Annotated in this window: 24 protein-coding genes and 1 tRNA gene; 10 read left to right on the top strand and 15 right to left on the bottom strand. The window is 70.8% G+C overall.

Annotated elements, in window-relative coordinates:
• Window positions 1-2: 2 nt before the first annotated feature.
• From SOM35_RS15345 to SOM35_RS15335, 3 genes are all read left to right on the top strand, one after another.
• Window positions 3-1,700: a DNA repair helicase XPB gene (locus tag SOM35_RS15345; protein WP_320516052.1), complete on the top strand. Its 1,698-nt coding sequence runs from the start codon at window positions 3-5 to the stop codon at window positions 1,698-1,700.
• Window positions 1,701-1,787: 87 nt separating this feature from the next.
• Complete coding sequence (locus SOM35_RS15340; RefSeq protein WP_110824090.1) at window positions 1,788-2,483, top strand: response regulator transcription factor; 696 nt, start codon at window positions 1,788-1,790, stop codon at window positions 2,481-2,483.
• A gap of 80 nt (window positions 2,484-2,563) precedes the next feature.
• The gene (locus SOM35_RS15335; RefSeq protein WP_320516051.1) at window positions 2,564-4,261 is read left to right on the top strand and encodes a sensor histidine kinase; all 1,698 of its coding nucleotides are present in this window, start codon (window positions 2,564-2,566) and stop codon (window positions 4,259-4,261) included.
• Between the two features lie 235 nt (window positions 4,262-4,496).
• Here the strand turns inward: SOM35_RS15335 and SOM35_RS15330 are convergent, their stop codons facing one another.
• The 7 genes from SOM35_RS15330 to SOM35_RS15300 form a co-directional block, all read right to left on the bottom strand.
• Window positions 4,497-5,402 (bottom strand): hypothetical protein, encoded by a 906-nt coding sequence (locus SOM35_RS15330; protein WP_320516050.1) that lies wholly within the window; start codon window positions 5,400-5,402, stop codon window positions 4,497-4,499.
• Between the two features lie 314 nt (window positions 5,403-5,716).
• Window positions 5,717-7,339: a chaperonin GroEL gene (gene groL, locus SOM35_RS15325; RefSeq protein ID WP_111073788.1), complete on the bottom strand. Its 1,623-nt coding sequence runs from the start codon at window positions 7,337-7,339 to the stop codon at window positions 5,717-5,719.
• Window positions 7,340-7,606: 267 nt separating this feature from the next.
• Entirely contained in the window at window positions 7,607-7,810 is a 204-nt protein-coding gene (locus tag SOM35_RS15320; RefSeq protein ID WP_056120541.1) for a cold-shock protein, read from the bottom strand.
• 253 nt (window positions 7,811-8,063) lie between these two features.
• Entirely contained in the window at window positions 8,064-8,663 is a 600-nt protein-coding gene (locus SOM35_RS15315; RefSeq protein ID WP_320516049.1) for a LytR C-terminal domain-containing protein, read from the bottom strand.
• A complete protein-coding gene (locus SOM35_RS15310; RefSeq protein WP_320516048.1) occupies window positions 8,660-8,959 on the bottom strand; it encodes a DUF3263 domain-containing protein in 300 nt (99 codons plus the stop codon). Before SOM35_RS15310 ends, SOM35_RS15315 begins: the two co-directional genes overlap by 4 nt.
• Window positions 8,960-9,055: 96 nt before the next feature.
• The gene (locus tag SOM35_RS15305) at window positions 9,056-10,072 is read right to left on the bottom strand and encodes a DUF2332 family protein (RefSeq protein WP_320516047.1); all 1,017 of its coding nucleotides are present in this window, start codon (window positions 10,070-10,072) and stop codon (window positions 9,056-9,058) included.
• Window positions 10,072-10,563 carry a GNAT family N-acetyltransferase gene (locus SOM35_RS15300; RefSeq protein WP_320516046.1) on the bottom strand — a complete coding sequence of 164 codons (492 nt, stop codon included), beginning with the start codon at window positions 10,561-10,563 and terminating at the stop codon, window positions 10,072-10,074. The genes SOM35_RS15305 and SOM35_RS15300 overlap by 1 nt, the downstream gene beginning before the upstream one ends.
• Before the next feature lie 73 nt (window positions 10,564-10,636).
• Here SOM35_RS15300 and msrB point away from each other — a divergent pair, with 73 nt between their 5' ends.
• Complete coding sequence (msrB, locus tag SOM35_RS15295) at window positions 10,637-11,038, top strand: peptide-methionine (R)-S-oxide reductase MsrB (RefSeq protein WP_111073793.1); 402 nt, start codon at window positions 10,637-10,639, stop codon at window positions 11,036-11,038.
• A gap of 72 nt (window positions 11,039-11,110) precedes the next feature.
• Window positions 11,111-11,183 (top strand) — tRNA-Thr (locus tag SOM35_RS15290).
• Between the two features lie 56 nt (window positions 11,184-11,239).
• Here the strand turns inward: SOM35_RS15290 and SOM35_RS15285 are convergent.
• From SOM35_RS15285 to SOM35_RS15275, 3 genes are all read right to left on the bottom strand, one after another.
• A complete protein-coding gene (locus SOM35_RS15285) occupies window positions 11,240-12,682 on the bottom strand; it encodes an ArnT family glycosyltransferase (RefSeq protein ID WP_320516045.1) in 1,443 nt (480 codons plus the stop codon).
• 268 nt (window positions 12,683-12,950) lie between these two features.
• On the bottom strand, window positions 12,951-13,982 hold the full coding sequence (locus SOM35_RS15280; RefSeq protein ID WP_320516044.1) for an aldo/keto reductase: 1,032 nt from the start codon (window positions 13,980-13,982) through the stop codon (window positions 12,951-12,953).
• Between the two features lie 114 nt (window positions 13,983-14,096).
• Window positions 14,097-14,882, bottom strand: a complete 786-nt coding sequence (locus SOM35_RS15275) for an alpha/beta fold hydrolase (protein ID WP_320516043.1) — start codon at window positions 14,880-14,882, stop codon at window positions 14,097-14,099.
• 35 nt (window positions 14,883-14,917) lie between these two features.
• Here SOM35_RS15275 and SOM35_RS15270 point away from each other — a divergent pair, with 35 nt between their 5' ends.
• Window positions 14,918-15,682 carry an NAD(P)H-hydrate epimerase gene (locus SOM35_RS15270; protein ID WP_320516042.1) on the top strand — a complete coding sequence of 255 codons (765 nt, stop codon included), beginning with the start codon at window positions 14,918-14,920 and terminating at the stop codon, window positions 15,680-15,682.
• A 63-nt stretch (window positions 15,683-15,745) separates the two neighbouring features.
• Window positions 15,746-16,639, top strand: a complete 894-nt coding sequence (gene ypfJ / locus SOM35_RS15265; RefSeq protein ID WP_320516041.1) for a KPN_02809 family neutral zinc metallopeptidase — start codon at window positions 15,746-15,748, stop codon at window positions 16,637-16,639.
• A gap of 13 nt (window positions 16,640-16,652) precedes the next feature.
• On the opposite strand, the gene SOM35_RS15260 is transcribed toward ypfJ, so the two are convergent.
• A complete protein-coding gene (locus tag SOM35_RS15260; RefSeq protein ID WP_320516040.1) occupies window positions 16,653-17,594 on the bottom strand; it encodes a DsbA family protein in 942 nt (313 codons plus the stop codon).
• Window positions 17,595-17,857: 263 nt separating this feature from the next.
• Between SOM35_RS15260 and SOM35_RS15255 the strand changes: the two genes are divergently transcribed.
• Window positions 17,858-18,958, top strand: a complete 1,101-nt coding sequence (locus tag SOM35_RS15255) for an ABC transporter ATP-binding protein (RefSeq protein WP_111073801.1) — start codon at window positions 17,858-17,860, stop codon at window positions 18,956-18,958.
• 86 nt (window positions 18,959-19,044) lie between these two features.
• Complete coding sequence (locus SOM35_RS15250) at window positions 19,045-20,328, top strand: DUF4032 domain-containing protein (RefSeq protein ID WP_111073802.1); 1,284 nt, start codon at window positions 19,045-19,047, stop codon at window positions 20,326-20,328.
• Between the two features lie 450 nt (window positions 20,329-20,778).
• Here SOM35_RS15250 and rlmB read toward each other — a convergent pair whose 3' ends face one another.
• From rlmB to SOM35_RS15230, 4 genes are all read right to left on the bottom strand, one after another.
• Window positions 20,779-21,798: a 23S rRNA (guanosine(2251)-2'-O)-methyltransferase RlmB gene (gene rlmB / locus SOM35_RS15245; RefSeq protein WP_111073803.1), complete on the bottom strand. Its 1,020-nt coding sequence runs from the start codon at window positions 21,796-21,798 to the stop codon at window positions 20,779-20,781.
• 28 nt (window positions 21,799-21,826) lie between these two features.
• Complete coding sequence (gene cysS, locus SOM35_RS15240) at window positions 21,827-23,236, bottom strand: cysteine--tRNA ligase (protein ID WP_320516039.1); 1,410 nt, start codon at window positions 23,234-23,236, stop codon at window positions 21,827-21,829.
• A gap of 73 nt (window positions 23,237-23,309) precedes the next feature.
• Window positions 23,310-24,506 (bottom strand): 2-C-methyl-D-erythritol 4-phosphate cytidylyltransferase, encoded by a 1,197-nt coding sequence (ispD, locus tag SOM35_RS15235; protein WP_320516072.1) that lies wholly within the window; start codon window positions 24,504-24,506, stop codon window positions 23,310-23,312.
• A gap of 55 nt (window positions 24,507-24,561) precedes the next feature.
• Window positions 24,562-25,044, bottom strand: coding sequence for a CarD family transcriptional regulator (locus tag SOM35_RS15230; RefSeq protein ID WP_017888066.1), 483 nt, complete (start codon window positions 25,042-25,044; stop codon window positions 24,562-24,564).
• A 154-nt stretch (window positions 25,045-25,198) separates the two neighbouring features.
• Here SOM35_RS15230 and SOM35_RS15225 point away from each other — a divergent pair, with 154 nt between their 5' ends.
• On the top strand, window positions 25,199-25,786 hold the full coding sequence (locus tag SOM35_RS15225) for a hypothetical protein (RefSeq protein ID WP_320516038.1): 588 nt from the start codon (window positions 25,199-25,201) through the stop codon (window positions 25,784-25,786).
• The last annotated feature ends 65 nt before the right edge of the window (window positions 25,787-25,851 follow it).

Genomic DNA, 25,851 nt, shown 5'->3' with positions numbered 1-25,851 from the left:
TCATGAACGGACCGCTGATCGTGCAGAGTGACCGCACCGTGCTCCTCGAGGTCGCGCACCCTCAGGCTGAGGACGCCCGGCACGCGTTGGCGGTGTTCGCCGAGCTCGAACGCGCCCCGGAGCACGTGCACACGTACCGCATCACGCGGCTCGGGTTGTGGAACGCGCGTGCTGCCGGGCACGACGCAGCGTCGATGATCGACACGCTCGAACGGTTCGCGAAGTTCCCGGTGCCGCAGAGCGTGACGGTGGACATCGAGGACACCGTCTCGCGGTACGGCCGGCTCGTCATCCGGCGTGAGGAGCGCGAGGACGCCCCCGTCATCGCGAACTCCCCGGGCGAGGAGCTCGAGCAGCAGCCCGCCCTCGTGCTCACCGCGTCGGACCCGGCGGTCCTCGCCGAGGTCGTCCGGTCCAAGCGCATCCAGCCGCTGCTCGGCGAACGACGCTCCGAGCACGCCGTCGAGCTGCAGGCGTGGGCCCGCGGACAGGTGAAGCAGGAGCTGGTGAAGATCGGCTGGCCGGCCGAGGACCTCGCCGGGTACACGCCGGGGCAGCCGCACCAGATCGACCTCGACACCGCGGACTGGGACCTCCGGCCGTACCAGCACGAGGCCGTCGACAGCTTCTTCCAGCAGGGCTCCGGCGTCGTCGTGCTGCCCTGTGGCGCCGGCAAGACCCTCGTCGGTGCCGGGGCGATGGCGACCGTCAAGGCGACCACGCTCATCCTCGTCACGAACACCGTCTCGGCACGGCAGTGGCGGACGGAGCTCCTCCGCCGCACCACCCTGACCGAGGCCGAGATCGGCGAGTACTCCGGCAGCGTCAAGGAGATCCGACCCGTCACGATCGCGACGTACCAGATCCTCACGGCCCGTCGGAAGGGCGTGTACACGCACCTCTCGCTCCTCGACGCGCTCGACTGGGGGCTCGTGGTCTACGACGAGGTGCACCTGCTGCCCGCACCGGTCTTCAAGCTGACGGCGGACCTCCAGGCCCGTCGACGCCTGGGACTGACGGCGACCCTGGTGCGTGAAGACGGTCGCGAAGGCGACGTGTTCTCCCTGATCGGGCCGAAGCGCTACGACGCCCCGTGGAAGGAGATCGAGGCGCAGGGATACATCTCCCCCGCCGAGTGCTACGAGGTCCGGATCGACCTGTCCCACGAGGACCGCCTGGAGTACGCGGCGTCGAGTGACGACGAGCGCTACCGACTGGCAGCGACGTCCCCGGCGAAGACCCCGGTGGTCCGCGACCTCATCGAGAAGCACCGCGGTGAGCAGATCCTGGTGATCGGGCAGTACATCGACCAGCTCGACGAACTCGCAGCGTCCCTCGACGCCGCCGAGATCACCGGTGCGACGCCCGTCGACGAGCGCGAACGGCTCTACCAGGCGTTCCGCGAAGGCAGCATCGACGTGCTCGTCGTGTCGAAGGTCGCGAACTTCTCGGTCGACCTGCCCGACGCGACCGTGGCGATCCAGGTGTCCGGCTCGTTCGGGTCCCGACAAGAAGAGGCCCAGCGGCTCGGGCGTCTGCTCCGGCCGAACAAGGACGGCGTGCCGGCGTCGTTCTACACGCTCGTGACCCGCGACACGGTGGACCAGGACTTCGCGCAGAACCGGCAGCGGTTCCTGGCGGAGCAGGGGTACTCGTACACGATCCTCGACGCCGACCAGCTGGCTGCGCCGGTCGCGTAGCGACGCGCGCCGCCGGTTGCGACGGTCCCTAGCCGACACACGAACGGCTCCCAGGAAGCGGCCAGGGAACAGCCAGATGATGGTCACATGACCGACGGACCCAAGATCCTCATCGTCGACGACGAGCCGAACATCCGCGATCTCCTCACGACCTCGCTTCGCTTCGCCGGTTTCGCCGTGCGGGCGGTCGGGAACGGGGCACAGGCGATCTCCGCCGTGCTCGAAGAGGAGCCGGACCTCATCATCCTCGACGTCATGCTCCCCGACATGAACGGGTTCGGCGTGACCAAGCGCCTCCGTTCGTCGGGCTACACCTCGCCGATCCTCTTCCTCACGGCGAAGGACGACACCGAGGACAAGATCACCGGCCTCACGGTCGGCGGCGACGACTACGTGACGAAGCCGTTCTCCCTCGACGAGATCGTCGCCCGCATCAAGGCGATCCTGCGCCGGACGATGAACGACGAAGAAGACGCGATCATCCGCGCCGGCGAACTCACGATGGACCAGGACACGCACGAGGTCACCATCGGCGATGCGCAGATCGAGCTCTCCCCCACCGAGTTCAAGCTGCTCCGCTACCTCATGCTCAACCCGAACCGCGTGCTCTCGAAGGCGCAGATCCTCGACCACGTGTGGGAGTACGACTTCAACGGCGACGCCGGCATCGTGGAGTCCTACATCTCGTACCTCCGTCGGAAGCTCGACCAGTACTCGGCCGAGCCGATCATCCAGACCAAGCGTGGCTTCGGCTACATGCTCAAGGCGACCAAGGCCTCCTGAGCAGTCACAGCTGACTGTCGGCGGCCGTCGGGTTCTCTCCGGCGGCCGCCGCTTACTGTTGGGGAAGCATGCACGCGCGAATGAGTCACTGGTGGGACGCGATCTCCCTCCGCACCAAGATCACCGGGATCACCGTCCTCCTGGTCGCGCTCGGCCTGCTCGTCGCCGGGCTCGGCACGATGACGGTGCTGAGTACGTACCTGATGCGACAGCTCGACACGCAGGTGACGACCACGAGCTCGCAGCTCGAAGGCCAGAACGTCAGTGACGGTGAGCAGTACTGCAAGCTGTCGATGGTGCTCGAGAAGAGCTCCTACGTCGCCGCGTACGACGGTCGTGGCAAGCAGATCTGCGACACGGAGTCGCCGTCGCAGCCGGACGTCTCCCGCGTGCGCTTCTCGTCGGCGGCCTCCACCTCGGCGCCCTTCAGCCTGTACGACGAGCAGCACAACCACGAGTGGCGTGCCCAGGTCATCCCCGCGAACCTGCAGAACCTCTCCACCGGGGCCACCGAGACCGGCTACGTGCTCGTCGCGGTCTCCAGCGCCGGCACCGACCAGACCATCGCGCAGTTCACCGTCATCTTCCTGCTGTTCGGCATCTCGGTGATCCTGCTCGGGGCGATGCTCACGCGCCTCCTGGTCACCGCCACGTTCGACCCGCTGCGGAACGTCGAGGACACAGCTGCCCGCTTCGCTGCCGGGGACTTCAACCAGCGCCTCGACGCGGACACCCCGAACACCGAGGTCGGCCGGCTGAACCGCTCCCTCAACGCCATGCTCGAGCGGATCGACGACGCGTTCGAGGACCGCGAGCGCACGATCGACCAGATGCGCCGCTTCGTCGGGGACGCCTCGCACGAGCTCCGGACGCCGCTGGTGTCCCTCCGCGGGTACGCAGAGCTCTACCGGATGGGCGCGCTCCGCAAGGAAGAGGACGTCGCGCAGGCGATGGACCGCATCGAGAAAGAGGCCAAGCGCATGGGCCTCCTGGTGCAGGACCTGCTGCAGCTCGCCCGCATCGACGAGTCGAAACCGCTCGAGCTCGGCCCGGTCGACCTCGTCACCATCGCCCGCGACTCCGCGCTCGACACGATGGCCTCCAACCCGGACCGCGAGATCCAGGTCTTGGTCGAGGACTCCCTCACCGGCGAGAACGTCCCGCAGGCGGTCCGACCGATGAGCTCCTTCGGTGCCGCTGTCGAGGTCTCCGGCAGCCCGTCCGTCCCCGCCTCGCCGCCGCTCAACACCACCGGGCCGATCGCGTTCTCACGCCAGACGATCGCGCGCCTCCGGGCTCGGCGTACCCGGGCGATGAGCCTCGACACCAAGAACCCGACCGACGAGACCACTCCCCTGCCGACCATCGTGCTGCCCAAGCGACCGCCGATCGTCCTGGCAGAGGAGAACAAGGTCCGCCAGATCGTCACGAACCTGATGGGCAACGCCATGCGGTTCACCGAGCACGACGACCCGATCGAGATCGGCATCGGCGTGGACGACGAGCGCGAGATGGCCCACATCGACGTCATCGACCACGGTGAGGGCATCCCGCCGCAGTTGCGCGAGAAGATCTTCCAGCGCTTCTGGCGTGCCGACACCTCGCGCGCGCGTGACACCGGCGGCTCGGGCCTCGGACTCGCGATCGTGTCGGGCATCGTGCACGCGCACCACGGGTCGGTCGAGGTGTTCGACACCCCCGGCGGCGGTGCCACCTTCCGCGTGTGGCTGCCGCTGCTGCCGCGCGAGGGCGCGCCCGCCACCCCTGCCCTGTCCTGACGGTCGCTTCGCGCGGGGCGGCCGTCCCGGCCCGCCTCGCCGCCGCTTCGCCCCGCCGCCGCCCCGCCTCGCCCCGCCTTGCCGAGCGGTCACGACTCCCCGCTCAGTTCCGCCGAGCGGTCACAGAACGTCGTTCTCCGTCGGCGGGAGCGACGGTTCGTGACCACTCGGCGAAGGGCCGACGGCGCGCCGCAGCCGTCTGACCGCTCGTGACGGGAGGCCCACACCGCCTCCGTCAGATCACGAACCGACGACCTGTGACCAGTCGGTGGGCGAACGCCTGACGGAGGCGCTGGAAGAGGACCGCCGGTCGGGCACGATCCGCCGCGGTGGCGTGCACCACGATCCAGTCGTTGACCACGAAACCGTTGTCTCGCTGTTGGTCATGCTGGAAGACATCACGCTCTCGGTGGTGGTCCCCGTCGTACTCGAGCGCGATCCGGTGCTCGGGCCACGCCATGTCGACGCGGCCGAGGAAGCGCCCCGAGCCGTCGTGGACCTCGAGGTTCAGCTCCGGCTCGTCGAACCCCGCCTCGACGACCGCCAATCGCCACCAGGTCTCCATCGCAGATTCGGAGCCGACCCGCACGAGTTCGAGCGCGGTACGAGCCTTGACGACGTGTCGAGCGCCCGGGACGACCGCTGCTCGCAGCTCGTCGATGGTCGCGAGCTGGTTCCTGCCGACGACGTGGTCGCCGACTGCCACGAGGGCTCCGGCCCCGAGCAGTCCTGCGCACTGGAACCAAGTGTCCGCCGGGTTCGCAATGCTCCGGCCGTCCAGCTCGACAGGCATCGATGCGGCGATGCGATGGCTGACCACACCGGGCCGTCGCATCCGGACGCCGTCCCCGATCGTCGAGACGTGCACCTCGCCGCCGTCCTGCACAATCCGCGGAAGCGGTGCGCCCCAGAGCCGGGCAGCAGTGGTGTGGCTGAAGAACTGGTCGGGCGCCATGACGAGCGCGACGGCGGCAACGAACTCCGAGAAGCCTCGACTTCCCGCTCGATCGCGGACTCCGTGGACCGGGATGTCGAGGTCTCGTCGGCGCAGTCGCTCGGCGTTGATGCCGGCATCGACGGCGTCCCGAACCCGGAACGGTCGTTCCTGCCACGGGTCGGGAAGGGGGCGAGGTGTGCGCATCCCCGAGCTTCGGACACCCGTGTGGAGCGTGCACGACCGCTGACGTATCTGTGGAGAACGACGGTTGCCGCGCCTCCAGTGCGGGACGGGCCAGCCCCGTACGCGCCCGAACGCACGCCGCCGACCGGTCTCGAATCGTCGGTCGGACGAGCGGAGAACGACGTTTCCTGACCGCTCGGCGGAGGTGAGCGGGGAGTCGTGACCGGTCGGCCGGCCGGCAGGCCGCCAGGCCGCCGCCCGGCCGCAGGCCGCCGGGCACGCGGAAGGGCCCCCGCACGCGAAGCGTACGAGGGCCCTTGCCGAGCAGGTCCGGACTAGAAGTCCATGCCACCCGTGGGGTCGCCGGCCGGCATGGCCGGGTTCTTCTCCGGCTTGTCGGCGACGACGGCCTCGGTCGTGAGGAACAGACCGGCGATCGAAGCAGCGTTCTGCAGCGCCGAACGCGTGACCTTGGCGGGGTCGATGATGCCCGCGGCGATCAGGTCGACGTACTCGCCGGTCGCGGCGTTGAGGCCCCAACCGGACTCGAGCTCGCGGACCCGAGCAGCGACGACACCCGGCTCGAGACCGGCGTTGAGCGCGATCTGCTTGAGCGGCGCGTCGATGGCGACACGGACGATGTTCGCGCCGGTTGCCTCGTCGCCCTCGAGCGAGAGACCGTCGAGCGCGACCTTGCCGGCCTGGATGAGGGCGACGCCACCACCGGCGACGATGCCCTCTTCGACGGCTGCCTTCGCGTTGCGGACGGCGTCCTCGATGCGGTGCTTGCGCTCCTTGAGCTCGACCTCGGTCGCGGCACCCGCCTTGATGACGGCCACGCCACCGGCGAGCTTCGCGAGGCGCTCCTGGAGCTTCTCGCGGTCGTAGTCGGAGTCGGTCGCCTCGATCTCGGAGCGGATCTGACGGACGCGGCCGGCGATCTGCTCGGCGTCGCCGGCACCCTCGACGATGGTCGTCTCGTCCTTGGTGATGACGACCTTGCGGGCACGACCGAGGAGGTCGAGCGTCGCGTTCTCGAGCTTGAGGCCGACCTCTTCCGAGATGACCTGTCCGCCGGTGAGGATCGCGATGTCCTGCAGCATGGCCTTGCGACGGTCGCCGAAGCCCGGGGCCTTGACGGCGACGGACTTGAAGATGCCGCGGATCTTGTTCACGACGAGCGTGGCCAGGGCCTCACCGTCGACGTCCTCGGCGATGATCAGGAGCTGCTTGCCCGCCTGGATCACCTTGTCGACGACCGGCAGGAGGTCCTTGATGTTCGAGATCTTCGAGTTGACGATCAGGACGTACGCGTCTTCGAAGACGGCTTCCTGACGCTCGGGGTCGGTGACGAAGTACTGCGACAGGTAGCCCTTGTCGAAGCGCATGCCCTCGGTCAGCTCGAGCTCGGTGCCGAAGGTGTTCGACTCCTCGACGGTGACGACACCTTCCTTGCCGACCTTGTCGATGGCCTCGGCGATGAGCGCGCCGATGGTCGGGTCAGCGGCCGAGATCGACGCGGTGGCGGCGATCTGGTCCTTGGTCTCGATCTCCTTGGCGTCGGCGAGCAGCTGCTCGGAGACGGCCGCGACGGCCTTCTCGATGCCGCGCTTCAGGGAGATGGGGTCGGCGCCGGCCGCGACGTTGCGCAGGCCTTCACGGACGAGTGCCTGGGCGAGCACCGTTGCGGTGGTCGTACCGTCACCGGCGACGTCGTCGGTCTTCTTGGCGACCTCCTTGACGAGCTCCGCACCGATCTTCTCGTACGGGTCGTCGAGCTCGATCTCCTTGGCGATGGAGACACCGTCGTTCGTGATCGTGGGGGCGCCCCACTTCTTCTCGAGGACGACGTTGCGGCCGCGCGGGCCGAGCGTCACCTTCACGGCGTCGGCCAGCTGGTTGAGGCCGCGCTCGAGGCCGCGTCGGGCCTCTTCGTTGAAAGCAATGATCTTTGCCATGTGAGTTCTTCGTCCCTCCCGGACGTCGTCATCGGGGTCGTTCTGGCACTCAGTGTGACCGAGTGCCAAGCCCGATTCTGGCACTCGCCACCCGAGAGTGCAACACAGTCTGGAGGCTCGCCCCGCTTCCACAGGTCGGCCCGGCCCGCAGCGGCCACCGACTCGACGGCAGTGCCCACTCGACGGCAGTGCCCACATGACGGCAGTGCCACATGACGAACGCGCCGCCCCCGACGGGGACGACGCGTTCGCGAGCGGTTCTGCGACTCAGGCGGGGCGGACCGACTCGGCCTGCGGGCCCTTCGACCCGGTCCCGACGTCGAACGTCACTGCCTGGCCCTCCTCGAGGACCTTGTAGCCGTTCATGTCGATGGCCGAGTAGTGCACGAACACGTCCTGGCCCCCTCCATCCACGGTGATGAAGCCGAAGCCCTTCTCGGCGTTGAACCACTTCACGGTTCCGTTGGCCATGTTCCTTGCTCCCTGCGGTACTGCTGGTGCGAACGACGGCGCCATCGCAAATGGCATCCGTCGGGTCCGAGGCCGTGTCGCCTCTCCCGGTCACGCGGCACCGCCTCTGAAGTGAGGACATGTCGCGATCACGGGGTGACCACTGGTGACTCTGACCGAGTGTCACGATTTCGGCAAGGGGTGTGACACCTATTTCACGCGGCGAGCCACGATCCGCAACCTGCTGGAAACACAGGGCGCCGGATCAGCGGTCTCAGCCGGTGAAGTCAGCGCCGAGGACGACCGACACGTCGGCGTTCGGGAAGGCCGACGACTGCTGCACCGCGGAGGTCCCGAGCGACTTCGCGATGCCCTGGGCGACCGCTGCCTGCGACGCCTGCTGGTAGTAGACGATGGTCTGCGTCGACCCGGTGGTACCGGCGTCGCCCGTGGACGTCACCTTCCACCCGGCGCCGGCGAGCTTCGACGAGGCGTTCGCGGCGAGACCCGTCGTCGAGGTCCCGTTCAGCACGACGAGGGTGGTCGACCCCTGGTCGGTCGGAGACCCACCCGCCGCCGGGGCCTCCGTGGAGGCCTGGTCCGACGGCTCCGACCCGGCGGCCGCACCGCTGGACGGCGTCGGGCTCGCCGAGGAGGACGGCGCCGACGAGGCCCCACCGCTGCCCTCGGTGAACTGCACGCTGCCGTTGGCGAGGGCGAGCACGAGGACGCCGACACCGACCAGGACGCCGGTGGCGAGGGCCGCCCAAGCGAACACGACCCAGCCGCCACCCCGACGGGTGGCACCGCGGTGCGCGCCGACGCGCGGGCCGTCGGTGACGTCGTCGAACCGGTCTCGCGGGAATCTCGTCATCGTTCCTCTTCACGTCCTTCGTGGTCGGCCGGGGGCGCGACGAAACTGCGGGCGGCACGGGCACTGGTCCGGGCCCGGCGGAGACGCTGCAGCCGGGTGACCAGCTGCGGGTCGTACGCCAGGGCCGCCGGTGAGTCGATCACCCGGTTCAACACCTGGTAGTACCGCGTCGGCGACCAGTCGAACTCGACGCGGATCTCCGCTTCCTTCGTCCGGTCGTGCCGTGCCCGCTCGTGCTCGAACGCGAGCACGTGCTTGGCGAGCTCGGTGAGCTCGTCGGCGGGGAGGGCGGTCACACTGGTTCCGATCGCGGACGGGTTGCAGGTCTCGCACATCGTAGGGGCGCTCGGCGGGTCGACCCTGGCACGGCGCTGGACTGTCGCGGAACCCGCTCAGCCGAGCGTCCGGCCGAACCACCGGACCCGGGTGCCGAACGCGTCGGACACGGCGAGCGCCCGACCGTCGAGGGAGAGCGTCGCGAACGCGTCCGGATCGGCGGGGTCGACGTCGGGCGGCAGCGTCGCCGCGACCCCGGCGAGGATCCCGGTCCGCTCGAGCGCCACCCAGTGCACGCCACGCGCACGCAGGCGATCGACGAGCTGCTGCCGCCCGGCACCCGGCACGTACACGAGGGTCCCGGTGGTCATCACGACCGGCTCGCAGTCGTCCGGCAGGGCGTCGAGGGCCCGGTCCAGGTCCTCCGGCACGCGACCGCGGATCCGGACTGGAGGCTCCACCAGCGTCGCCCGCAACGCCTCCGCCATCAGGGCGGTCCGGTCCGTCGCCTCCGGCGGGACGGCCTCGACGAGTCGCTCGAGCGCGCCCGGTGCCTCGGGGTCGATCGGGTTCGGGTCGAGCGCCACCCGCGCCCCGATCCGGATCGACCGCGCTGCCCGTCCTGGAGGTGTCCCGGTGACGTCGGCGACCAGGTGCACGGCGGGCCCCGGCACCGCGGTGTGCACCCGGACGAGCGGCCCCGGTGCTCCGTCGGGGCGGTCGAGCTGCCGGTGGTCGAGCGTCACCCGGTCCGGGATCGAGCAGAGCCCGGCCGCCGCGCCGACGTCGAGCAGGCCGAGCGGTCGGTCGGTCGATGCGGCGAGCACGGCGAGCACGGGCACGACGGGAGCGAGCCGGCGCGGGTCGTTGGCCTGCACCGTGGCGGTGGTGAGGGCCGCGACCAGGGCGGGGCGGGCCTCCCGTCCGAGGGCGCGGAGCGAACCGGCGTCGGTCGGGTCGGCGCCGAGACGTCGGGCGACCGCGAACAGGAGCTCGGGCTGCCGCTGGGTGGCGGGGACCTCGTCGAGGAGCGCGACCAGGTCGTCGTCGACGGAGCGGGCCCAGGCCGCGTACGCGGGTGAGACGGACGCGATCCGGTCCGCGTAGGTGCGGTAGCGCTGCCGGGTGTCCATCAGGACGCCGGGCGGTACATGCCGACGTGGGTGATGCCGGCTTCGTCGTAGGGGGTGCCGAAGCGGACGAAACCGTGGCGTTCGTAGAGCGCGGCGACGTACTGCTGGGCGTGCAGGACGAACGCCTCGTGTCCGTGTTCGGCGAGCACGGCGGCGACGAGTCGGCTGGCGACGCCCTGTCCGCGGTGGTCCGGGTGCGTCGCGACCCGGCCGATCACCCGGGTCGGCGCGGCACTGTCGGCGGGGTGCGGTTCGGCGGCGGCCGGTCGGACCAGGCGGAGGTACCCGGTGACCGGGGTCTCGGTGTCGCCGGTCAGCCGCTGCTCGGTCCACCAGTGCTCGGTGTCCGGGTCGCGGTCGCGGCCGTCGAAGTCCTCGGCCGTGACGCGCTGTTCGAGGGCGAACACCCGGTTCCGCAGCCGGACGATGTCGTACAGTCCGTCGGTCGTCAGGTGTTCCCAGCGGGCACGGTGGACGGAATGACCGGACATCCCGCGGAGTTTAGTCCAGCGACGCACGATGACCGGTCGACACCCGTCCCGGTCGGAACCAGGAGGTACGCACATGGCATACAACGTCGACAAGTCCGACGCCCAGTGGCGCGAGGAGCTCTCGCCGGACCAGTACGCCGTGCTCCGCCAGGCCGGCACCGAGCGCCCGTGGACCGGTGAACTCCTCGACGAGGAGCGCGCCGGCGTCTACACGTGTGCGGCATGTGGTGCGGAGCTGTTCAAGAGCGGCACGAAGTTCGACTCCGGCTGCGGTTGGCCGTCGTTCTACGAGTCGGTCGACCCCGCGGCGGTGCAGCTCATCGAGGACAAGTCCCTCGGCATGGCCCGCACCGAGGTCCGGTGCGCGAACTGCGGCGGCCACCTCGGCCACGTGTTCCCGGACGGCTTCGGGACGCCCACGGGCGACCGGTACTGCATGAACTCGGTCTCGCTCAACTTCTCGGCCGAGAAGTAGGGGTCGCTGACGGCGCTCGGGCTGCGGCCCGGGCGCCGTCGTCGTGTCCCGGCCGGTACGATGGTCGGGTCAGCCGGCATGGCGCAATTGGTAGCGCACCGTACTTGTAATACGGGGGTTGCGGGTTCAAGTCCCGCTGCCGGCCCTCTGCACCATCGTCAGCGCCGGACGGTCAGCGCCGGACGGTCAGGCGCCGAACGGTCAGCGCCGGACTGTCAGGCCGCCGTCCTGCGTCCGGACGATCTCGCCGTCGGGGATCCACGCGACGACGCCGTCGAGCCTGACCCGGTCGAACGACGCCCGTTCGTGCGCGAGCAGCTCCTGCACCTCTGCCGGCAGCGGGAACCGTCGGTCGTGCCCGACGACGATGGCGACGAACGGTGCGTCGACGACGTCGCGGACACCGCGGTCGCCGACGTACTGGTCGTAGTCGCTCGGCGTGATCGCACCGAAGAACACCTTGCCCTGCCGGACACCCTCGTGGCGGAGCAGCGGCAGCAGCCGGGCGACGCCGGTCGACCGTGACTCCCAGATCGTCGACGCCGTGGACAGGCTGCCGAGCACGGCCACCCCGACGAGGACCACCGCGACGGCGCTCGTCAGCCACCAGGGTCGGAGCTGCACGAGACGCCCGATGCCGACGGCCGCGAGCATCACGATGAACGGCATCCAGGCGGCGTAGTAGGTCGGCAGTGCGATCTCGGCCACGACCGAGTAGAACACCACGAGCAGCAGCAGCGGCGCGACCAGGAACACCACGAACCGGTCCGGTCGGACGACGAACGCCAGCAGCACCCCGACGGCGAGCACCACGACGACGGGCGTGCCGACGCCGTGGAGCAGGAACCACCAGTTCGCCCACCACGGAGCGAACTGGTACGTGCGGCCAGCGAGCGAGACGAGGTGACCGGTCTCGTTCTGCCCCTCCTGGAACGTCAGCATGTACAGCACAGCCGAGCGCATCCCCATCGGGGCGTACAGCGCCACGACGGCGACGACGAAGGTCGCTCCCCACACCACCGCCGCGACGAGCAGTGCACGCCAGCGCCCGAAGAGGACCGGGGCGAGCACGAACACCGGCAGCAGCACGAGCGTGGAGACCTTCGACGTCACGGAGGCCGCCATCAGGACCGCGGACAGCGGGACCCACCACCATCGATCGGTGCGGATCCACATCCAGATGGCGAACAGGGCGGTGATCGCGAAGAAGACCATCACGGGATCGAGCAGTGCGACACGGTCGAGCCGCTCACCCGCTCCACCGCGGGGCGTCAGCGTCCAGAGCGTGGCGGCGGCGAAGCCCGACCAGAAGCCGACCTCGGCTCGGAGCCAGACGAACATGACCGCGGCGCCGAGCACCACGAGCGACGCGACGAGCACCCGAGGCGCCAGGGCTCCTGGCCCGCCGATCAGCTGCGCGAGCCCGAACAGGTACTTCGCAGTCGGCGGGTGCTCGCGGTTCTGGTCGAACTGCCCGTGCACGTAGGCGAGTCCCGCCTTGACGTACGTCGCTTCGTCACCGCCGATGTTGGCGGAGCCGATGCGCCAGAAGCACTGGTAGGCGGCAGCGACGGCGAGCAGGACCAACGCGGTGATCCTGACCCCCGCGCGGTCGAGCATCCCAGGGGTACGGCGACTCAGCACCTGCGAGATCCTACGCAACGGCTGAACGGGACGGAGCCAAGCGGCCGGGCTCGGCACGACACCGCGCTGCCCGGAGAGGGCGGAGCCCCGAGCGGGGGGCTCGGGGCTCCGGCGCAGGAGCACGGATCAGGGGTGCTCCGAGGCGCTCGGCTCGGTAACCAGCCGGCCGTGCACCGATCCTGACACCGGCACGGCTGCCGGGTCCACGCCCCCGGACCACATCAGCGGTTTCCCGCATCATCCGGCGCCACCGGTGCGTCGCGGCGGGTCAGCGTCCGCCGCTGATCTTCCGCACGCGCTGCGCGACCCCGGCCGTCCCGTACGGGTAGTTGTCCACCCGGGGTGCGCTGGCGTCCGTGAGCGCGCTGAGTTCGGCGTCCTCGAGCACCAGGTCCGCGGCGCCGAGGTTGTCCTGCAGCTGTTCGACGGTCCGGGCGCCGAGGATGACGCTCGTCACGGCCGGACGGGCGAGCAGCCAGGCGAGGGACACCTGGGAGCGCGAGGCCCCGTGTGCTTCGGCGACGGTCGAGACCGCGTCGAGCACCTGCCACGTGCGCTCGTCGGCGTTGCGGGCCTCCCACGCCTCCATGCCGCGCTTCGGGTCCTCCCCCAGACGGGTCGAGCCGGTCGGGGCCTCGTCGCGCTGGTACTTGCCGGACAGCCAGCCACCGGCGAGCGGCGACCACGGCAGCAGGCCGATGCCGGCGTCCAGGCAGGCGGGCACGACCTCGTGCTCGATGTCGCGGACCAGCAGGTTGTACTGCGGCTGCAGGGTGACGGGCGCTGCCCAGCCGTGCGCCTTCGCCTCGTAGACGGCCTTCGTGACCTGGTAGCCGAGGTAGTTCGAGAAGCCGTACGAGCCGATCTTGCCGGCCGAGACAGCGTCGTCGAGGAAGCGCAGGGTCTCCTCGATCGGGGTCAGGGCGTCCCACGCGTGCATCTGGTACAGGTCGATGTGCTCGACGCCGAGCCGCTCGAGCGAGGCGTCGAGGGCGACACGCAGGTGCCGGCGCGACAGTCCGAGGTCGTTGGGACCGTCGCCCTGCGGGAAGCGGCCCTTGGTGGCGAGGACGACCTGCTGCGCCTCGGTCGGGTGGGCCTGCAGCCAGCGGCCGATGATCCGCTCGGACTCGTTGCCCGAGTACACGTCGGCCGTGTCGATGAAGGTGCCGCCGCCGGCCACGAAGGCGTCGATGATGGCGTGGGAGGTGGGTTCGTCGGCTTCGCTGCCGAACGTCATGGTGCCGAGGGTCAGCGACGACACCACTGTCCCGCTGTTGCCGAGGAGTCTGTGTTCCATGGCGCGGACGCTACGCCGCGCGGCCTCCGCGGCGGGAGGGCCCACGAGTACCCGTCAGCGGTCGCCGGACAGGCAAGACAGGCCGGACCGGCCGCCCCGACCGGAGCACCTGCGTCAGTCCGACTCCCCCAGGAACGCGATCGCCGCCTCCCGGAAGTGCCGCGACGTCGGGGCGTTGAAGTGGTTCCGCCCCGGGATCTCGAAGAACGTCGCGTGCGGCGCCGTCTCGGCGAGGCGCAGCGCGCTGTCCTTGATGCCGTCCTCGCTGCCCGCGGCGAGCAGCAGCGGCTGCGTCGGCGCGTTCTCGGGTGTCGGTTCGATGCTGTCCCGCATCCCCTCGACCATGGCGACGAGCGCGCGCAGGTCGTTGCCCTCCACCCCGGCGGCCATCGTCAGGTAGCCGTTTGTGACGCGGTCCTCGACCGGGGTGCCGTCGGTGATGAACGCGCGCGCCTGGTCGACGCGGACGCGCCGCATCGGGTCGGCGTCGGGGATGCCGCCCAGGACCGCGCGTGAGATCCGGTCGCTCATCCGTTCGGCTGCGTGCCAGCCGACGCGGGCGCCGAGCGAGTACCCGAGGAACGCGACGTCGTCGAGCAGGTAGGTGTCGATGACCGCGGTGACGTCGTCGACGAGCAGGTCCATCGAGTAGCCGTGCGGCTCGTGCGGCTTGCCGCTGGCCCCGTGGCCGCGCTGGTCGAACACGATGACCCGGCGGCCGGCGCGGACGAGGTCGCGGGTCCACCCGGCGGCGTGCCAGTTGAGCAGCGCGCCGGAGGCGAACCCGTGCACGGCGACGACCGCGGGGGCGTCCGGGTCTCCGAAGTCGTAGGTGGCGAGCGGGAGGCCGTCCGGGGACATGACCACCCGGGGGCGGGGCGCTTCGGGGACGAGAGACATGGCCTGCCCAGGGTAGCGGGGGCACAGTGGCTCGCATGGACGGGTACGGCAGCGATCAGATCCGAGCGGCAGAACGAGGGCACCTGGCGGCGGGCGAGCCCCTCATGCAGCGGGCCGCCGACGGGTTGGCCGCGATCGTCGGCGACCTGTTGGACGACCCGGCGGTCCGTCCCGGGGACGGCCCGGGTTCGGTGTTGGTCCTCGCGGGCAGCGGCGACAACGGCGGGGACGCCCTGTTCGCGGGGGCGCGGCTGGCGTCGGCCGGGAGGCACGTCACGGTCCTGCGCGTCGGCTCACGTGTCCACGAGGCGGGCCTGGCAGCGGCCCGGGATGCCGGCGCGCGCCTCCTGGACGACCCGGTGACGGACGGTGCGAGCGGTTCCGCGTCGGGTGCGGCGGACATCCTGCACGCGGCGACCCCGCCGGTCGGCGAGCGGCTGGCGCAGGTCGGCCGGGAGGCCGCCCTCGAGGCGGACCTGGTGCTCGACGGGATCCTCGGCATCGGTGGCGGCGGACCGCTGCGGTCACCGGCGCGGGAGGTCGTGGCCGGCCTCCGCGAGCTGGCCCGGGAACAGCGTGCGCCGTTCGTCGTCGCGGTGGACGTGCCGAGCGGCATCGACGTGGACACCGGTGGCATCGCGGACGACCACGTGCTGCACGCCGACGTCACGGTGACGTTCGGCGGGGTGAAGGCCGGGCTGCTCCGGGGACCGGCGGCGACGCTCGCCGGACGGATCGAACTCGTCGACGTCGGGATCGGTGCGGACCTGGCGGCGGTGGAGCCGCTGGTCCGCACCTGACCCGCCGGCGTCGCCACGGGCCGGTTCCGGGCATGGTCGGCCGCCGGTCCGTAGATTCGGGGCATGACGTTCAACGACGACACCCGGCTGCAGGGCGGCAAGGTCAAGCGCCGCGGGCGCACCACGGCCATCGGCGGCGGCGCGCTCGGTGTCACCGCGATCGTGGTCTTCCTCATCGCCCAGTTCACCGGGGTCGACCTCGGCGGGCTCGTCGGCGGTGGCGGCGGCCTCACCCCGATCCAGCAGGGTGGCGCCGAAGCCACACCGATCGCCGAGTGCCAGACCGGCCGCGACGCCAACGCCGACGTCGAATGCCGGATGGAGGGCGCCGCCGAGTCGCTCGACGCGTACTGGAGCGCCGAGTCACAAGAGCTCGGCACGTCGTACTCGACGCCCGACTTCTTCCTGTTCGACGGCTCGACCGACACCGGGTGCGGCACAGCATCGGCGGCGACCGGGCCGTTCTACTGCCCGCCGGACCGTGCGATCTTCCTCGACACCGCGTTCTACGACGACCTGAAGTCGACCTACGGGTCCTCGGGTGGGCCGCTCGCGCAGATGTACGTCGTCGCGCACGAGTGGGGCCACCACGTGCAGCAGCTGCAGGGCACCTTCGCGGACACCGACCGCAGCGGCACCGGCGCCTCGTCCGGCAGCGTCCGCGTCGAGCTGCAGGCAGACTGCTACGCGGGCGCCTGGGTCGGGGACGCGGCGACGACGAAGGCCGCCGACGGCTCGACGTTCTTCGAGCCGGTCACCCGCGCCCAGATCGCCGACGCCCTGTCCGCGGCGAGCGCCGTGGGTGACGACAGCATCCAGGAGAAGGCGACCGGTCAGGTCGACCCGGACTCGTTCACGCACGGGTCCAGCGAACAACGGCAGCGGTGGTTCGAGCGCGGCTACGAACGCGGGGCGACGAGCTGCGACACGCTCAGCGTCCCCGGCTCGTCGCTCTAGGAGCGACGGCCGGTCACTTCCCGGTGGCCGACGGCGACGGGGTCCCGGACGTCGAGCTGCTCGGCGTCGGGGTCGGCGTCGGCGTGGAGTCGGTGCTGTCGGCGGCCGAGACCACGAACGTGCGGAACTCGTCGTTCGTCGACGCGGTCGTGTACTGGTACTGCTGGCCGTTGACCAGCACCAGCGGGGTACCCGGGAACGTCGTCAGGTCGGAACCCGGGATGTCGCCGCCGCTCACCGCGGTGGTGCGCTCGTCGACCCACTTGCCGTAACGCTGGTCCTCGATGCAGGACTCGATGGTCGAGCCGTGCCGCACACCCGGGATGCTCGTGATCAGCGAGCCGAGCTGCTCGTCCGTCAGGCCCGGCGTGCCCTCTTCCGGCTGCTTGGCGAACAGGGCCTTGTTCACGGCGAAGAACGAGTCCGGCGACTCCTGCGCCACGCAGGCTGCTGCGTTCGCCGCACGGAGCGAGTACTTCGTGCCCTGCGAGCGGTTCGACAGGATGGCGACGGGGTGGATGTCGATCGTCGCGGCACCGGAGTCGACCAGGCCCTCGATGTACTCGCTGTTCGTGGACTCGAACGCGCCGCAGATCGGGCAGAGGTAGTCGACGTACAGGGTGATCCGCACCGGGTCGGCCGAGTCAGTGGCGCTCGGGGACGGCGCGGTCGACGCGGCTGCCGGGTCGACCGCCTTCAGACCGGTGCTGATCGTGATGCCGCCGTCGGCCATGGTGTCGGGGCCGGGTCCGGCGGGACGCGAGGAGTTCACGAGCACGAGCGTCACGATCGTGGCGGCGGCGACGAGCACCACGCCGAGTCCGATCTGCAGTCCGAGCCGGGCACCGCGCTGGCGACGCTTCTGCTGGGCGCGGGTGCGCTGGGCTCGCTCGCGGGCGGCGGCGCGACGCGCGTTCCGCTGGGCGCGGGCGTCACCTTCAGGGCGGTTGGTCATCGTGCGGCTGTCCTCCTGGTCGGTGTCCGCTCGGCCTCCCCCCGGTCGGCGGACGGACCCGCCGATTGTAGTGGCGGCCGATGGGAACCAGCCAACCAGCAGGGAACGCCCCGTGGACCGGCAGCTGCGCACTGGCGCCGCTGGGAGAACTCGTGTTGTATGACCAGTGATGGTCGACGACGACCATCCGCCGGCCCTCGCGGGTCGTCGCTTCACTACGGATCGTCCGGCACGTACCTGCCGGTGGAGAGGACCGAACGCTCATGGCGTCCGTCACCTATGACAAGGCAACCCGTCTGTACCCCGGAGGCAACCGCCCCGCGGTGGACTCCCTCGACCTGGACGTCGCCGACGGCGAGTTCCTCGTCCTCGTCGGCCCCTCGGGCTGTGGCAAGTCCACGTCCCTGCGCATGCTGGCCGGCCTCGAAGAGGTCAACTCCGGCGCGATCCGCATCGGCGACCGCGACGTCACCGACGTCCCGCCGAAGGACCGCGACATCGCGATGGTGTTCCAGAACTACGCGCTGTACCCGCACATGACCGTCGCCGAGAACATGGGCTTCGCGCTCAAGATCGCCGGCGTCGGCAAGGAAGAGCGCGCCACCCGCGTGCAGGAAGCCGCGAAGCTCCTGGACCTCGAGCAGTACCTCGGCCGCAAGCCGAAGGCGCTCTCCGGTGGTCAGCGTCAGCGCGTCGCGATGGGCCGTGCGATCGTCCGTCAGCCGCAGGTGTTCCTCATGGACGAGCCGCTGTCGAACCTCGACGCCAAGCTCCGCGTCCAGACCCGTACGCAGATCGCGTCGCTGCAGCGTCGTCTCGGCGTCACGACCGTCTACGTCACGCACGACCAGACCGAGGCCCTGACCATGGGTGACCGCATCGCGGTCCTCAAGGACGGCATCCTGCAGCAGGTCGGCAGCCCCCGCGACCTGTACGAGAAGCCGAACAACGTGTTCGTCGCCGGCTTCATCGGCTCGCCCGCGATGAACCTGCTCCCGGCCTCCGTGGTCGAGGGCGGCATCACCTTCGGCACGCTGAACCACCCGGTCGACCGCGACACGCTGTCGAACGCCCGCTCGGCCCAGGTCACGGTCGGCGTCCGCCCCGAGGACATCATCGTGTCGAACTCGGGCGAGGGCCTGCCGGTCACGGTCGACGTCGTCGAAGAGCTCGGCGCCGACGGCTACCTCTACGGCCACGCCGACGTGAACGGTACCCGTACCGACATCGTCACCCGCGTGGACGGCCGCAACCACCCGTCGATCGGCGACACCGTCGTCGTGAGCCCGAAGCAGGGCCACGTGCACATGTTCGACTCGGAGTCGGGCGAGCGCCTCGACGACAAGGCCGTCATCAGCGCGTAACGCTGGAAGTCACTCACAGGAGGCGCGGTGCCAGCTGGCACCGCGCCTCCCGTCCGTTCTCGTCCCAGTACCCAGAGGAACCCGCCGTGCCCGACTCCATGACCATCACCGCAGCCACCGTCGATCCCGGCCTGCTCGACCTGCCGTGGGACCTGCCCCTCGACGCCTGGCCGGAGGAGACGATCGTCGCGCTGCCGAAGGGCATCTCGCGCCACCTGGTGCGGTTCGTGCACCTCAGCGGGTACGTCGTCGCGGTGAAGGAGACCAGCGCCGAGCTGGCCCGGTCCGAGTACGACATGCTCCGCACCCTGCAGCGGATGGACGTGCCGTGCGTCGACCCCGTCGCGGTGATCACCAACCGGGTCGGCCGCGAGGGCGAGGAACTCCAGCCCGTCCTGGTCACCCGGCACCTGCGCTTCTCGCTCCCGTACCGCGCGCTGTACTCGCAGACGCTGCGCCCGGACACCGCGACCCGGCTCGTGGACGCCCTCGCACTCCTGCTCGTCCGGCTGCACGTCATCGGCTTCTACTGGGGTGACGTCTCGCTGTCGAACACGCTGTTCCGGCGTGACGCCGGCTCGTTCGCGGCCTACCTGGTCGACGCCGAGACCGGCAAGCTCTACCCGGGCGGACTGTCGAACGGGCAACGCGAGAACGACCTCGAGGTGGCCCGCGTGAACATCGCCGGGGAGCTCCTGGACCTCGAGGCCGGCGGGCGCCTCGACGAGAACGCGGACCCCGTCGACGTGTCGAACCGGATCGTGGCGCAGTACCGCACCCTGTGGACCGAGCTGACCGGCACCGAGCAGTTCGACGCGGCCGAGCGGTGGCGCATCAACGACCGCGTCGAGCGGCTGAACGCCCTCGGCTTCGACATCGAGGAGCTGTCGATCCGCACGGCCGACGCCGGTTCCCAGGTCCGGATCCAGCCGAAGGTCGTCGACGCCGGACACCACCAACGTCGACTGCTGCGCCTGACCGGTCTCGACGCCGAGGAGAACCAGGCCCGACGACTGCTCAACGACCTTGACGCGTACCGGGCACGCAACGGCCGCGAGGAGCTCGACGAGGAGATGGTCGCGCACGAGTGGGTCTCGCGGGTGTTCGAGCCCGTCGTCCGGGCCATCCCCCGCGACCTGCGTGGGCGACTCGAGCCGGCCGAGGTGTTCCACGAGCTGCTCGAGCACCGCTGGTTCATGTCCCAGCAAGAAGAACGGTCGGTTTCGCTGCCCGAGGCGACGACCGCGTACATCAACGACGTGCTGCGGCACCGCCGAGACGAGCGGACGCTGATCAACCCGCCGACGTCGTCGATCGCGCTGCCCCTCGACGACGAGGACGACGTCGACGACTGGCGCGCGTCCGTCTGAGGCGCTGCGGGCGGCGCGGTGCAGTCGCTGCCGCGAGCGGCGGGCGGTGCCGCGTGCCGGCGAGCGCTGCTGCGAGCGGTCACGACCCCCCGCTCTCCCTCCGCCGAGCGGTCGAAGACCGTCGGTCCGGACGCGTCAGAACGACGATCCGTGACCACTCGGCAAGGGGGCGACGGCGAGTCCCTGCGGCGTGACGCGCGGGGCGGGCGCGCCCCGGGCCTCCCGGCCCGTGCCGCTCCGTCGGCGCGAGCGGTCACGACACCCCGCTCCCCCGCCGCCGAACGGTCGAAGACCGTCGGTCCGGGCGCGTCAGAACGACGATCCGTGACCGGTCGGCAGGGGCGACGGGCGTGGCGCAAACGGGCCGGCAGGCAGGTACCAGACACCCGGGAGGCGCGGTGCCGGTCTCGTGGACCGGCACCGGGCCTCCCGGGTGTCGTCTGGTGCCCGCTACGCGGAGCGACGGCGGCGCGCGACCTCCCACAGGGTGACGCTCGCCGCGATGCCGGCGTTGAGGGACTCCGTCGCGCTGGAGATCGGGATCGACACGATCGCGTCGCACGTCTCGGTGACCAGGCGGGACAGACCCTTGCCCTCGGAACCGACGACGATGACGATCGGCCGGTCGGCGAGTGCCAGGGCGTCCAGCTCGACGTCCCCGTCCCCGTCGAGTCCGAGCACGAACAGGCCCATCGACTTCAGCGACTTGAGGGTCTGCGTCAGGTTCGGGGCCATCGCGACGGGCGTGCGGGCGGCGGCACCGGCGGAGGTCTTCCACGCCGACGCGGTCACGCCGACCGAACGACGCTGCGGCACGATGACGCCGTGGCCCCCGAACGCCGCCGTGGAGCGGATGATCGCACCGAGGTTGCGCGGGTCGGTGATGCCGTCGAGGGCCACGAGCAGCGGCACCTGGTCGCGCGAGAACGCCCGCTCGACCAGGTCCTCGGACACGGCGTACTCGTACGCCGGGACCTTGAGCGCGACGCCCTGGTGCACGCTGTCGTGCCCCGTGATGCGGTCGAGCTCCGGGCGCATGATCTCCATGATCGGCACACCACGGTGGTTCGCGAGCGTCAGGATCTCCTTGACGCGATCGTCGACCTCGATGCGGGCGGCCACGTAGAGCGTGGTCGACGGCGTCTTGGTGCGGAGCGCCTCGAGCACGGAGTTGCGACCGGTCACCAGCTCGCTGTCGTCGGTCTTCCGAGCCGGCGGGCGACCACCGGTGCGGGTCTGCGGCGCCGAGGCGCTGCTGCCACCACGACGGGTGCGGGCCGCTTCGAAGCGCTCCTTGGCGGCCTTGCGCTTGCCGGCCGGGTGGTACGGGCGGTCCTCGGCCTTCGGGGTCGGCTTGCGACCCTCGAGTGCCTGGGCACCCTGGCCGCCGGAGCCGACCTGCTTGTTGCCCTTGCGGCCGGTACGGACAGCGCCCGGACGACCCTTCTTGCTCCCCGAGACGTTCTTCATGCAGTTCTCCTGTTCGGCACTGCCGTGTTCAGGCGATGCTCCAGCGTGTTCCGGACGGTGTGTCCTCGATCGTGATGCCCGCGCCTGCGAGATCGTCCCGGACGCGGTCGGCCGTGGCGAAGTCCCGTGCGGCCCTGGCGTCGGCGCGCTCCTGTACGAGGCGTTCGACGAGGGCGGCGAGCGGTGCTGCGGAGGTGCCGTGCGCCCCACCCGACCAGTGCGGTGCACGCGGGTCGATGCCGAGCACCTCGACCATCGCAGCCACCTGATGGTACGCGACGCCGAGCGCTTCCGCATCGTCGGCGTCGAGCGCGGCGTTGCCGGAGCGGACGGTCTCGTGCAGCACCGCCAGCGCCTGGGGCACCGCCAGGTCGTCGTCCATCGCGTCGGCGAAGCCCTGCGGCACGGCCGGGGCGTCGGTCGGTCGGACGCCTTCGAGGCGTTCGGCAGCACGGGCGAGGAAGCCCTCGATGCGGTCGAGCGCGGCTTCGGCCTCGGCCAGGGAGCCGTCGTGGTGGTCGATCGTCGACCGGTAGTGGGCGGCGCCGAGGAAGTAGCGGACGACGACCGGACGTGCGGCGTCGAGGAAGTCCGCTGCGAAGATCGAGTTGCCGAGCGACTTCGACATCTTCTGGCCGCCGACGGAGACGAGTCCGTTGTGCAGCCAGTACGAGGCGAAGGCGTCACCGGCAGCGGTCGACTGTGCCAGCTCGTTCTCGTGGTGCGGGAAGCGCAGGTCCAGTCCGCCGCCGTGGATGTCGAACGCCGGGCCGAGGTAGCGCCGGGACATCGCGGAGCACTCGATGTGCCACCCGGGGCGACCCGCGCCCCATGGCGAGTCCCAGCTGGCGGTCGAGGGCTCCCCCGGCTTGCTGCCCTTCCAGAGCGCGAAGTCACGGGCATCCCGCTTGCCGCGGGGATCGGCGTCGGTGGCGTCGACCATGTCGTCACGCCGCTGCCGGGTGAGGGCGCCGTACCCGGGCCAGCTCGCGGTGTCGAAGTAGACGTCCCCGCTGCCGTCCGCTGCCGGGTAGGCGTGACCGCGCTCGACCAGCCGCGTGATGATGTCCTGCATCTGCGGGATGCTCGCCGTCGCCCGGGGCTCGTAGGTCGGGGGCAGGATGCCGAGCGCCGTGTACGCGGCCGTGAACTCGAGCTCGACGCGGTACGCGCGCGCCCACCAGGGCTCGTCGGTGCCGGCGGCCAGGTCGAGGACCTTGTCGTCGATGTCGGTGACGTTGCGGACGAGCGTGACGCGGTACCCGCGGTGGCTGAGCCAGCGACGCCAGATGTCGTAGACCAGGGCGGACCGGAGGTGCCCGATGTGCGGCGAGGACTGCACCGTCGGACCGCAGACGTAGATGCTGACCTGTCCGTCGACCAGGGGCACGAGGTCGACGACGTCGGCGGCGCGGGAGTCGTACAGGCGAACGGTCACACGACAAGCCTAGAGGGCGTCCCCACCGGTGACACGGGGCGGCCCGCAGCCTGTGGAGAACGGGCCGACGGCGTCAGCGGGAGCGGACGAGCGCCGTCGCGATCGCGGCGAGCCCCTCGCCACGACCGGTGAAGCCGAGACCGTCGGTCGTCGTGCCGGACACCGCCACGGGAGCGCCCACCGCCGCGGCCAGGGCGTCTTGCATCTCGTCACGACGGGCGCCGATGCGCGGGCGGTTGCCGATCACCTGGACCGTGACCCGCACGGGCTCGAGTCCGGCGTCCCGCAGCAGTTCGACGGCACCACGGACGAAGACGTCCCCGGAAGCGCCGGCGAACCGCGGGTCCGAGGTGCCGAACCGGCCGCCGATGTCGCCGAGACCACCGGCGGAGAGCAGGGCGTCGCAGACCGCGTGGGCGACCGCGTCCCCGTCGCTGTGGCCGGAGAGGCCGGGCTCGCCGGGGAAGTCGAGCATGCCGACGCGGCACGGCACGTCGGGGTCGAACGCGTGCACGTCGACGCCGAGCCCGACGCGGACGTCGACTCGTGGGTCGATGGAGCGGACTCCGGCTCGTTCGGCGACGACGGCCTCGGCACGACCGAGGTCCCACCGCGTGGTGACCTTGAACGCGTCGGCGTCACCCGGCACGGTGCGGACGACACCGCCGGCTGCCTGGAACACCCCGGCGTCGTCGGTCTCGGCCTGCTCCGCCACGGCGTACGCCCGACGGAGTGCGGCGAGCGGGAAGCCCTGCGGGGTCTGGACCCCGACGAGTGCGGACCGGTCGACGGTCTCGACGACGACGTCGCCGGCGACCCGCTTGACGGTGTCGGTGACGGGCAGCGCCGGCACCACCCCGACACCACCCTCGACCGCGTCGGCGCCCGACCCGACCGCGGCGAACACCCGCTCGAACTGCGACGCCGGCGTCAGACAGCGCGCGGCATCGTGCACGAGCACGGTCTCGACGGAGTCCGGCAGCACGGCCAGGCCAGCCTGGACCGACGCGTGGCGATCCGCGCCTCCCGGCACGACCGTCGTGTACCCGGAAGCGGCTCCGGCGACGTCGGCGACGAGCGCACGACACTCGTCCATCCGGTCGGCCGGTGCGACGACGACCACCAGGGTCGGCTCGGCGAGGCTCAGGACCGTCCGCAAGGCGCGGACCAGCATGCGCTCCCCCGCGACCGGGACGAACGCCTTCGCGGTGCCGAGGCCGAGGCGGGTACCGGAGCCGGCCGCAACGACGACGACCGCACGGGCTGCCAGAGCTGGGCTCTGCGCCGGTGCGGTCGTCGTGTCGTTCGTGGTGCGCAAGCGGGCGTCAGGACGCGAGGACCTCGTCGAGGACGGTCGATGCCTTGTCCTCGTCGGTCTTCTCGGCCAGGGCCAGCTCGGAGATGAGGATCTGGCGCGCCTTGGCCAGCATCCGCTTCTCGCCCGCGGAGAGGCCGCGGTCCTGATCGCGGCGCCAGAGGTCGCGGACGACCTCGGACACCTTGATGACGTCACCCGAAGCGAGCTTCTCGAGGTTCGCCTTGTAGCGGCGCGACCAGTTGGTGGGCTCTTCCGTGAACGGGGCCCGGAGGACCTCGAACACCTTGTCGAGCCCTTCCTTGCCGATCACGTCGCGGACGCCGACCAGGTCGACGTTGTCCGCCGGGACCTCGATCGTCAGGTCACCCTGCGTGACCCGAAGCTTCAGGTAGACCTTTTCCTCGCCCTTGATGACGCGAGTCTTGACTTCAGAGATGGTTGCCGCCCCGTGATGGGGGTAGACGACGGTCTCGCCGACCTCGAATTGCATGTATCAGGCTCCGTTCCCAGACCTCCAGTTTACCACAAGGGGCGTTCGGGTAAGGGGGCCGGCCACCCACCCTGACGTCCGGCCCCACCGGCGGCTGGGTAGGATGAGGGCCAGGGCCGCATGGTCCGTCATCGTGAACTTCCGGAGGAACCTCTTGCGAGCTCGGGTACTCGTGTCCGTCGCCGTCGCTGCGACGATCGCCCTCGGTGCGACCGGCTGCGAATTCTTGTCGCCGTCCCGCACCCAGGAGATCCGTCAGATCACCGACGGCGTGGACGTGTCGACCGGCACGATCGACGTGCGGAACGCCCTGCTCATTTCCGACAGTGGGAAGGACGCGCGCTTCATCGGCACGCTGGTGAACACCGGCAACGACGAGCGCACCGTCACGCTCGAGGTGGACGGCGTCGACCAGACCGTCGTCGTGCCGGCGAACGACACCACCGTCCTGGCCGACGACGGCCAGCACGACACCGTCGACTTCGACGACGTCAGCGCGAAGCCCGGGTCGCTCGTGAAGATGTACTTCTCGTACGACGGTGCCGAGGGCGCCTCGGCCACGGTGCCGGTCCTCACCAGCGCGCAGGAGCAGTACGAGACGCTCGCACCGACTCCCACCCCGACCTCGACGCCGACCGCGCCGTCGAACAGCGGCACCCAGCCCACCGGCGACGCCACGGCTCCGGGCACCCAGAGCGGTTCGCAGTCGGACTCCTCCGAAGGCGACAGCGGCACGAACTGATCGCCGCGCACGGCACGACCGTGCGGTGCACCAGCGATGGACGGGAGGCCCGGGGCCGGTTCCGA

Origin of the sequence: Curtobacterium sp. CFBP9011 (assembly GCF_034045095.1) — a bacterium.
Taxonomy (GTDB): Bacteria; Actinomycetota; Actinomycetes; order Actinomycetales; family Microbacteriaceae; genus Curtobacterium.
Note: the sequence above shows the minus strand (reverse complement) of the source record. Positions and strands in the feature narration are given on the sequence as shown.

Bases quoted from the DNA above. Each gene is read 5' to 3' on its own strand.
- SOM35_RS15345 (WP_320516052.1), top strand. From the start codon at position 3: ATGAACGGACCGCTGATCGTGCAGAGTGACCGCACCGTGCTCCTCGAG.
- SOM35_RS15340 (WP_110824090.1), top strand. From the start codon at position 1,788: ATGACCGACGGACCCAAGATCCTCATCGTCGACGACGAGCCGAACATC.
- SOM35_RS15335 (WP_320516051.1), top strand. From the start codon at position 2,564: ATGAGTCACTGGTGGGACGCGATCTCCCTCCGCACCAAGATCACCGGG.
- SOM35_RS15330 (WP_320516050.1), bottom strand. From the start codon at position 5,402: ATGCGCACACCTCGCCCCCTTCCCGACCCGTGGCAGGAACGACCGTTC.
- groL (WP_111073788.1), bottom strand. From the start codon at position 7,339: ATGGCAAAGATCATTGCTTTCAACGAAGAGGCCCGACGCGGCCTCGAG.
- SOM35_RS15320 (WP_056120541.1), bottom strand. From the start codon at position 7,810: ATGGCCAACGGAACCGTGAAGTGGTTCAACGCCGAGAAGGGCTTCGGC.
- SOM35_RS15315 (WP_320516049.1), bottom strand. From the start codon at position 8,663: ATGACGAGATTCCCGCGAGACCGGTTCGACGACGTCACCGACGGCCCG.
- SOM35_RS15305 (WP_320516047.1), bottom strand. From the start codon at position 10,072: ATGGACACCCGGCAGCGCTACCGCACCTACGCGGACCGGATCGCGTCC.
- SOM35_RS15300 (WP_320516046.1), bottom strand. From the start codon at position 10,563: ATGTCCGGTCATTCCGTCCACCGTGCCCGCTGGGAACACCTGACGACC.
- msrB (WP_111073793.1), top strand. From the start codon at position 10,637: ATGGCATACAACGTCGACAAGTCCGACGCCCAGTGGCGCGAGGAGCTC.
- SOM35_RS15280 (WP_320516044.1), bottom strand. From the start codon at position 13,982: ATGGAACACAGACTCCTCGGCAACAGCGGGACAGTGGTGTCGTCGCTG.
- SOM35_RS15275 (WP_320516043.1), bottom strand. From the start codon at position 14,882: ATGTCTCTCGTCCCCGAAGCGCCCCGCCCCCGGGTGGTCATGTCCCCG.
- SOM35_RS15270 (WP_320516042.1), top strand. From the start codon at position 14,918: ATGGACGGGTACGGCAGCGATCAGATCCGAGCGGCAGAACGAGGGCAC.
- ypfJ (WP_320516041.1), top strand. From the start codon at position 15,746: ATGACGTTCAACGACGACACCCGGCTGCAGGGCGGCAAGGTCAAGCGC.
- SOM35_RS15260 (WP_320516040.1), bottom strand. From the start codon at position 17,594: ATGACCAACCGCCCTGAAGGTGACGCCCGCGCCCAGCGGAACGCGCGT.
- SOM35_RS15255 (WP_111073801.1), top strand. From the start codon at position 17,858: ATGGCGTCCGTCACCTATGACAAGGCAACCCGTCTGTACCCCGGAGGC.
- rlmB (WP_111073803.1), bottom strand. From the start codon at position 21,798: ATGAAGAACGTCTCGGGGAGCAAGAAGGGTCGTCCGGGCGCTGTCCGT.
- SOM35_RS15230 (WP_017888066.1), bottom strand. From the start codon at position 25,044: ATGCAATTCGAGGTCGGCGAGACCGTCGTCTACCCCCATCACGGGGCG.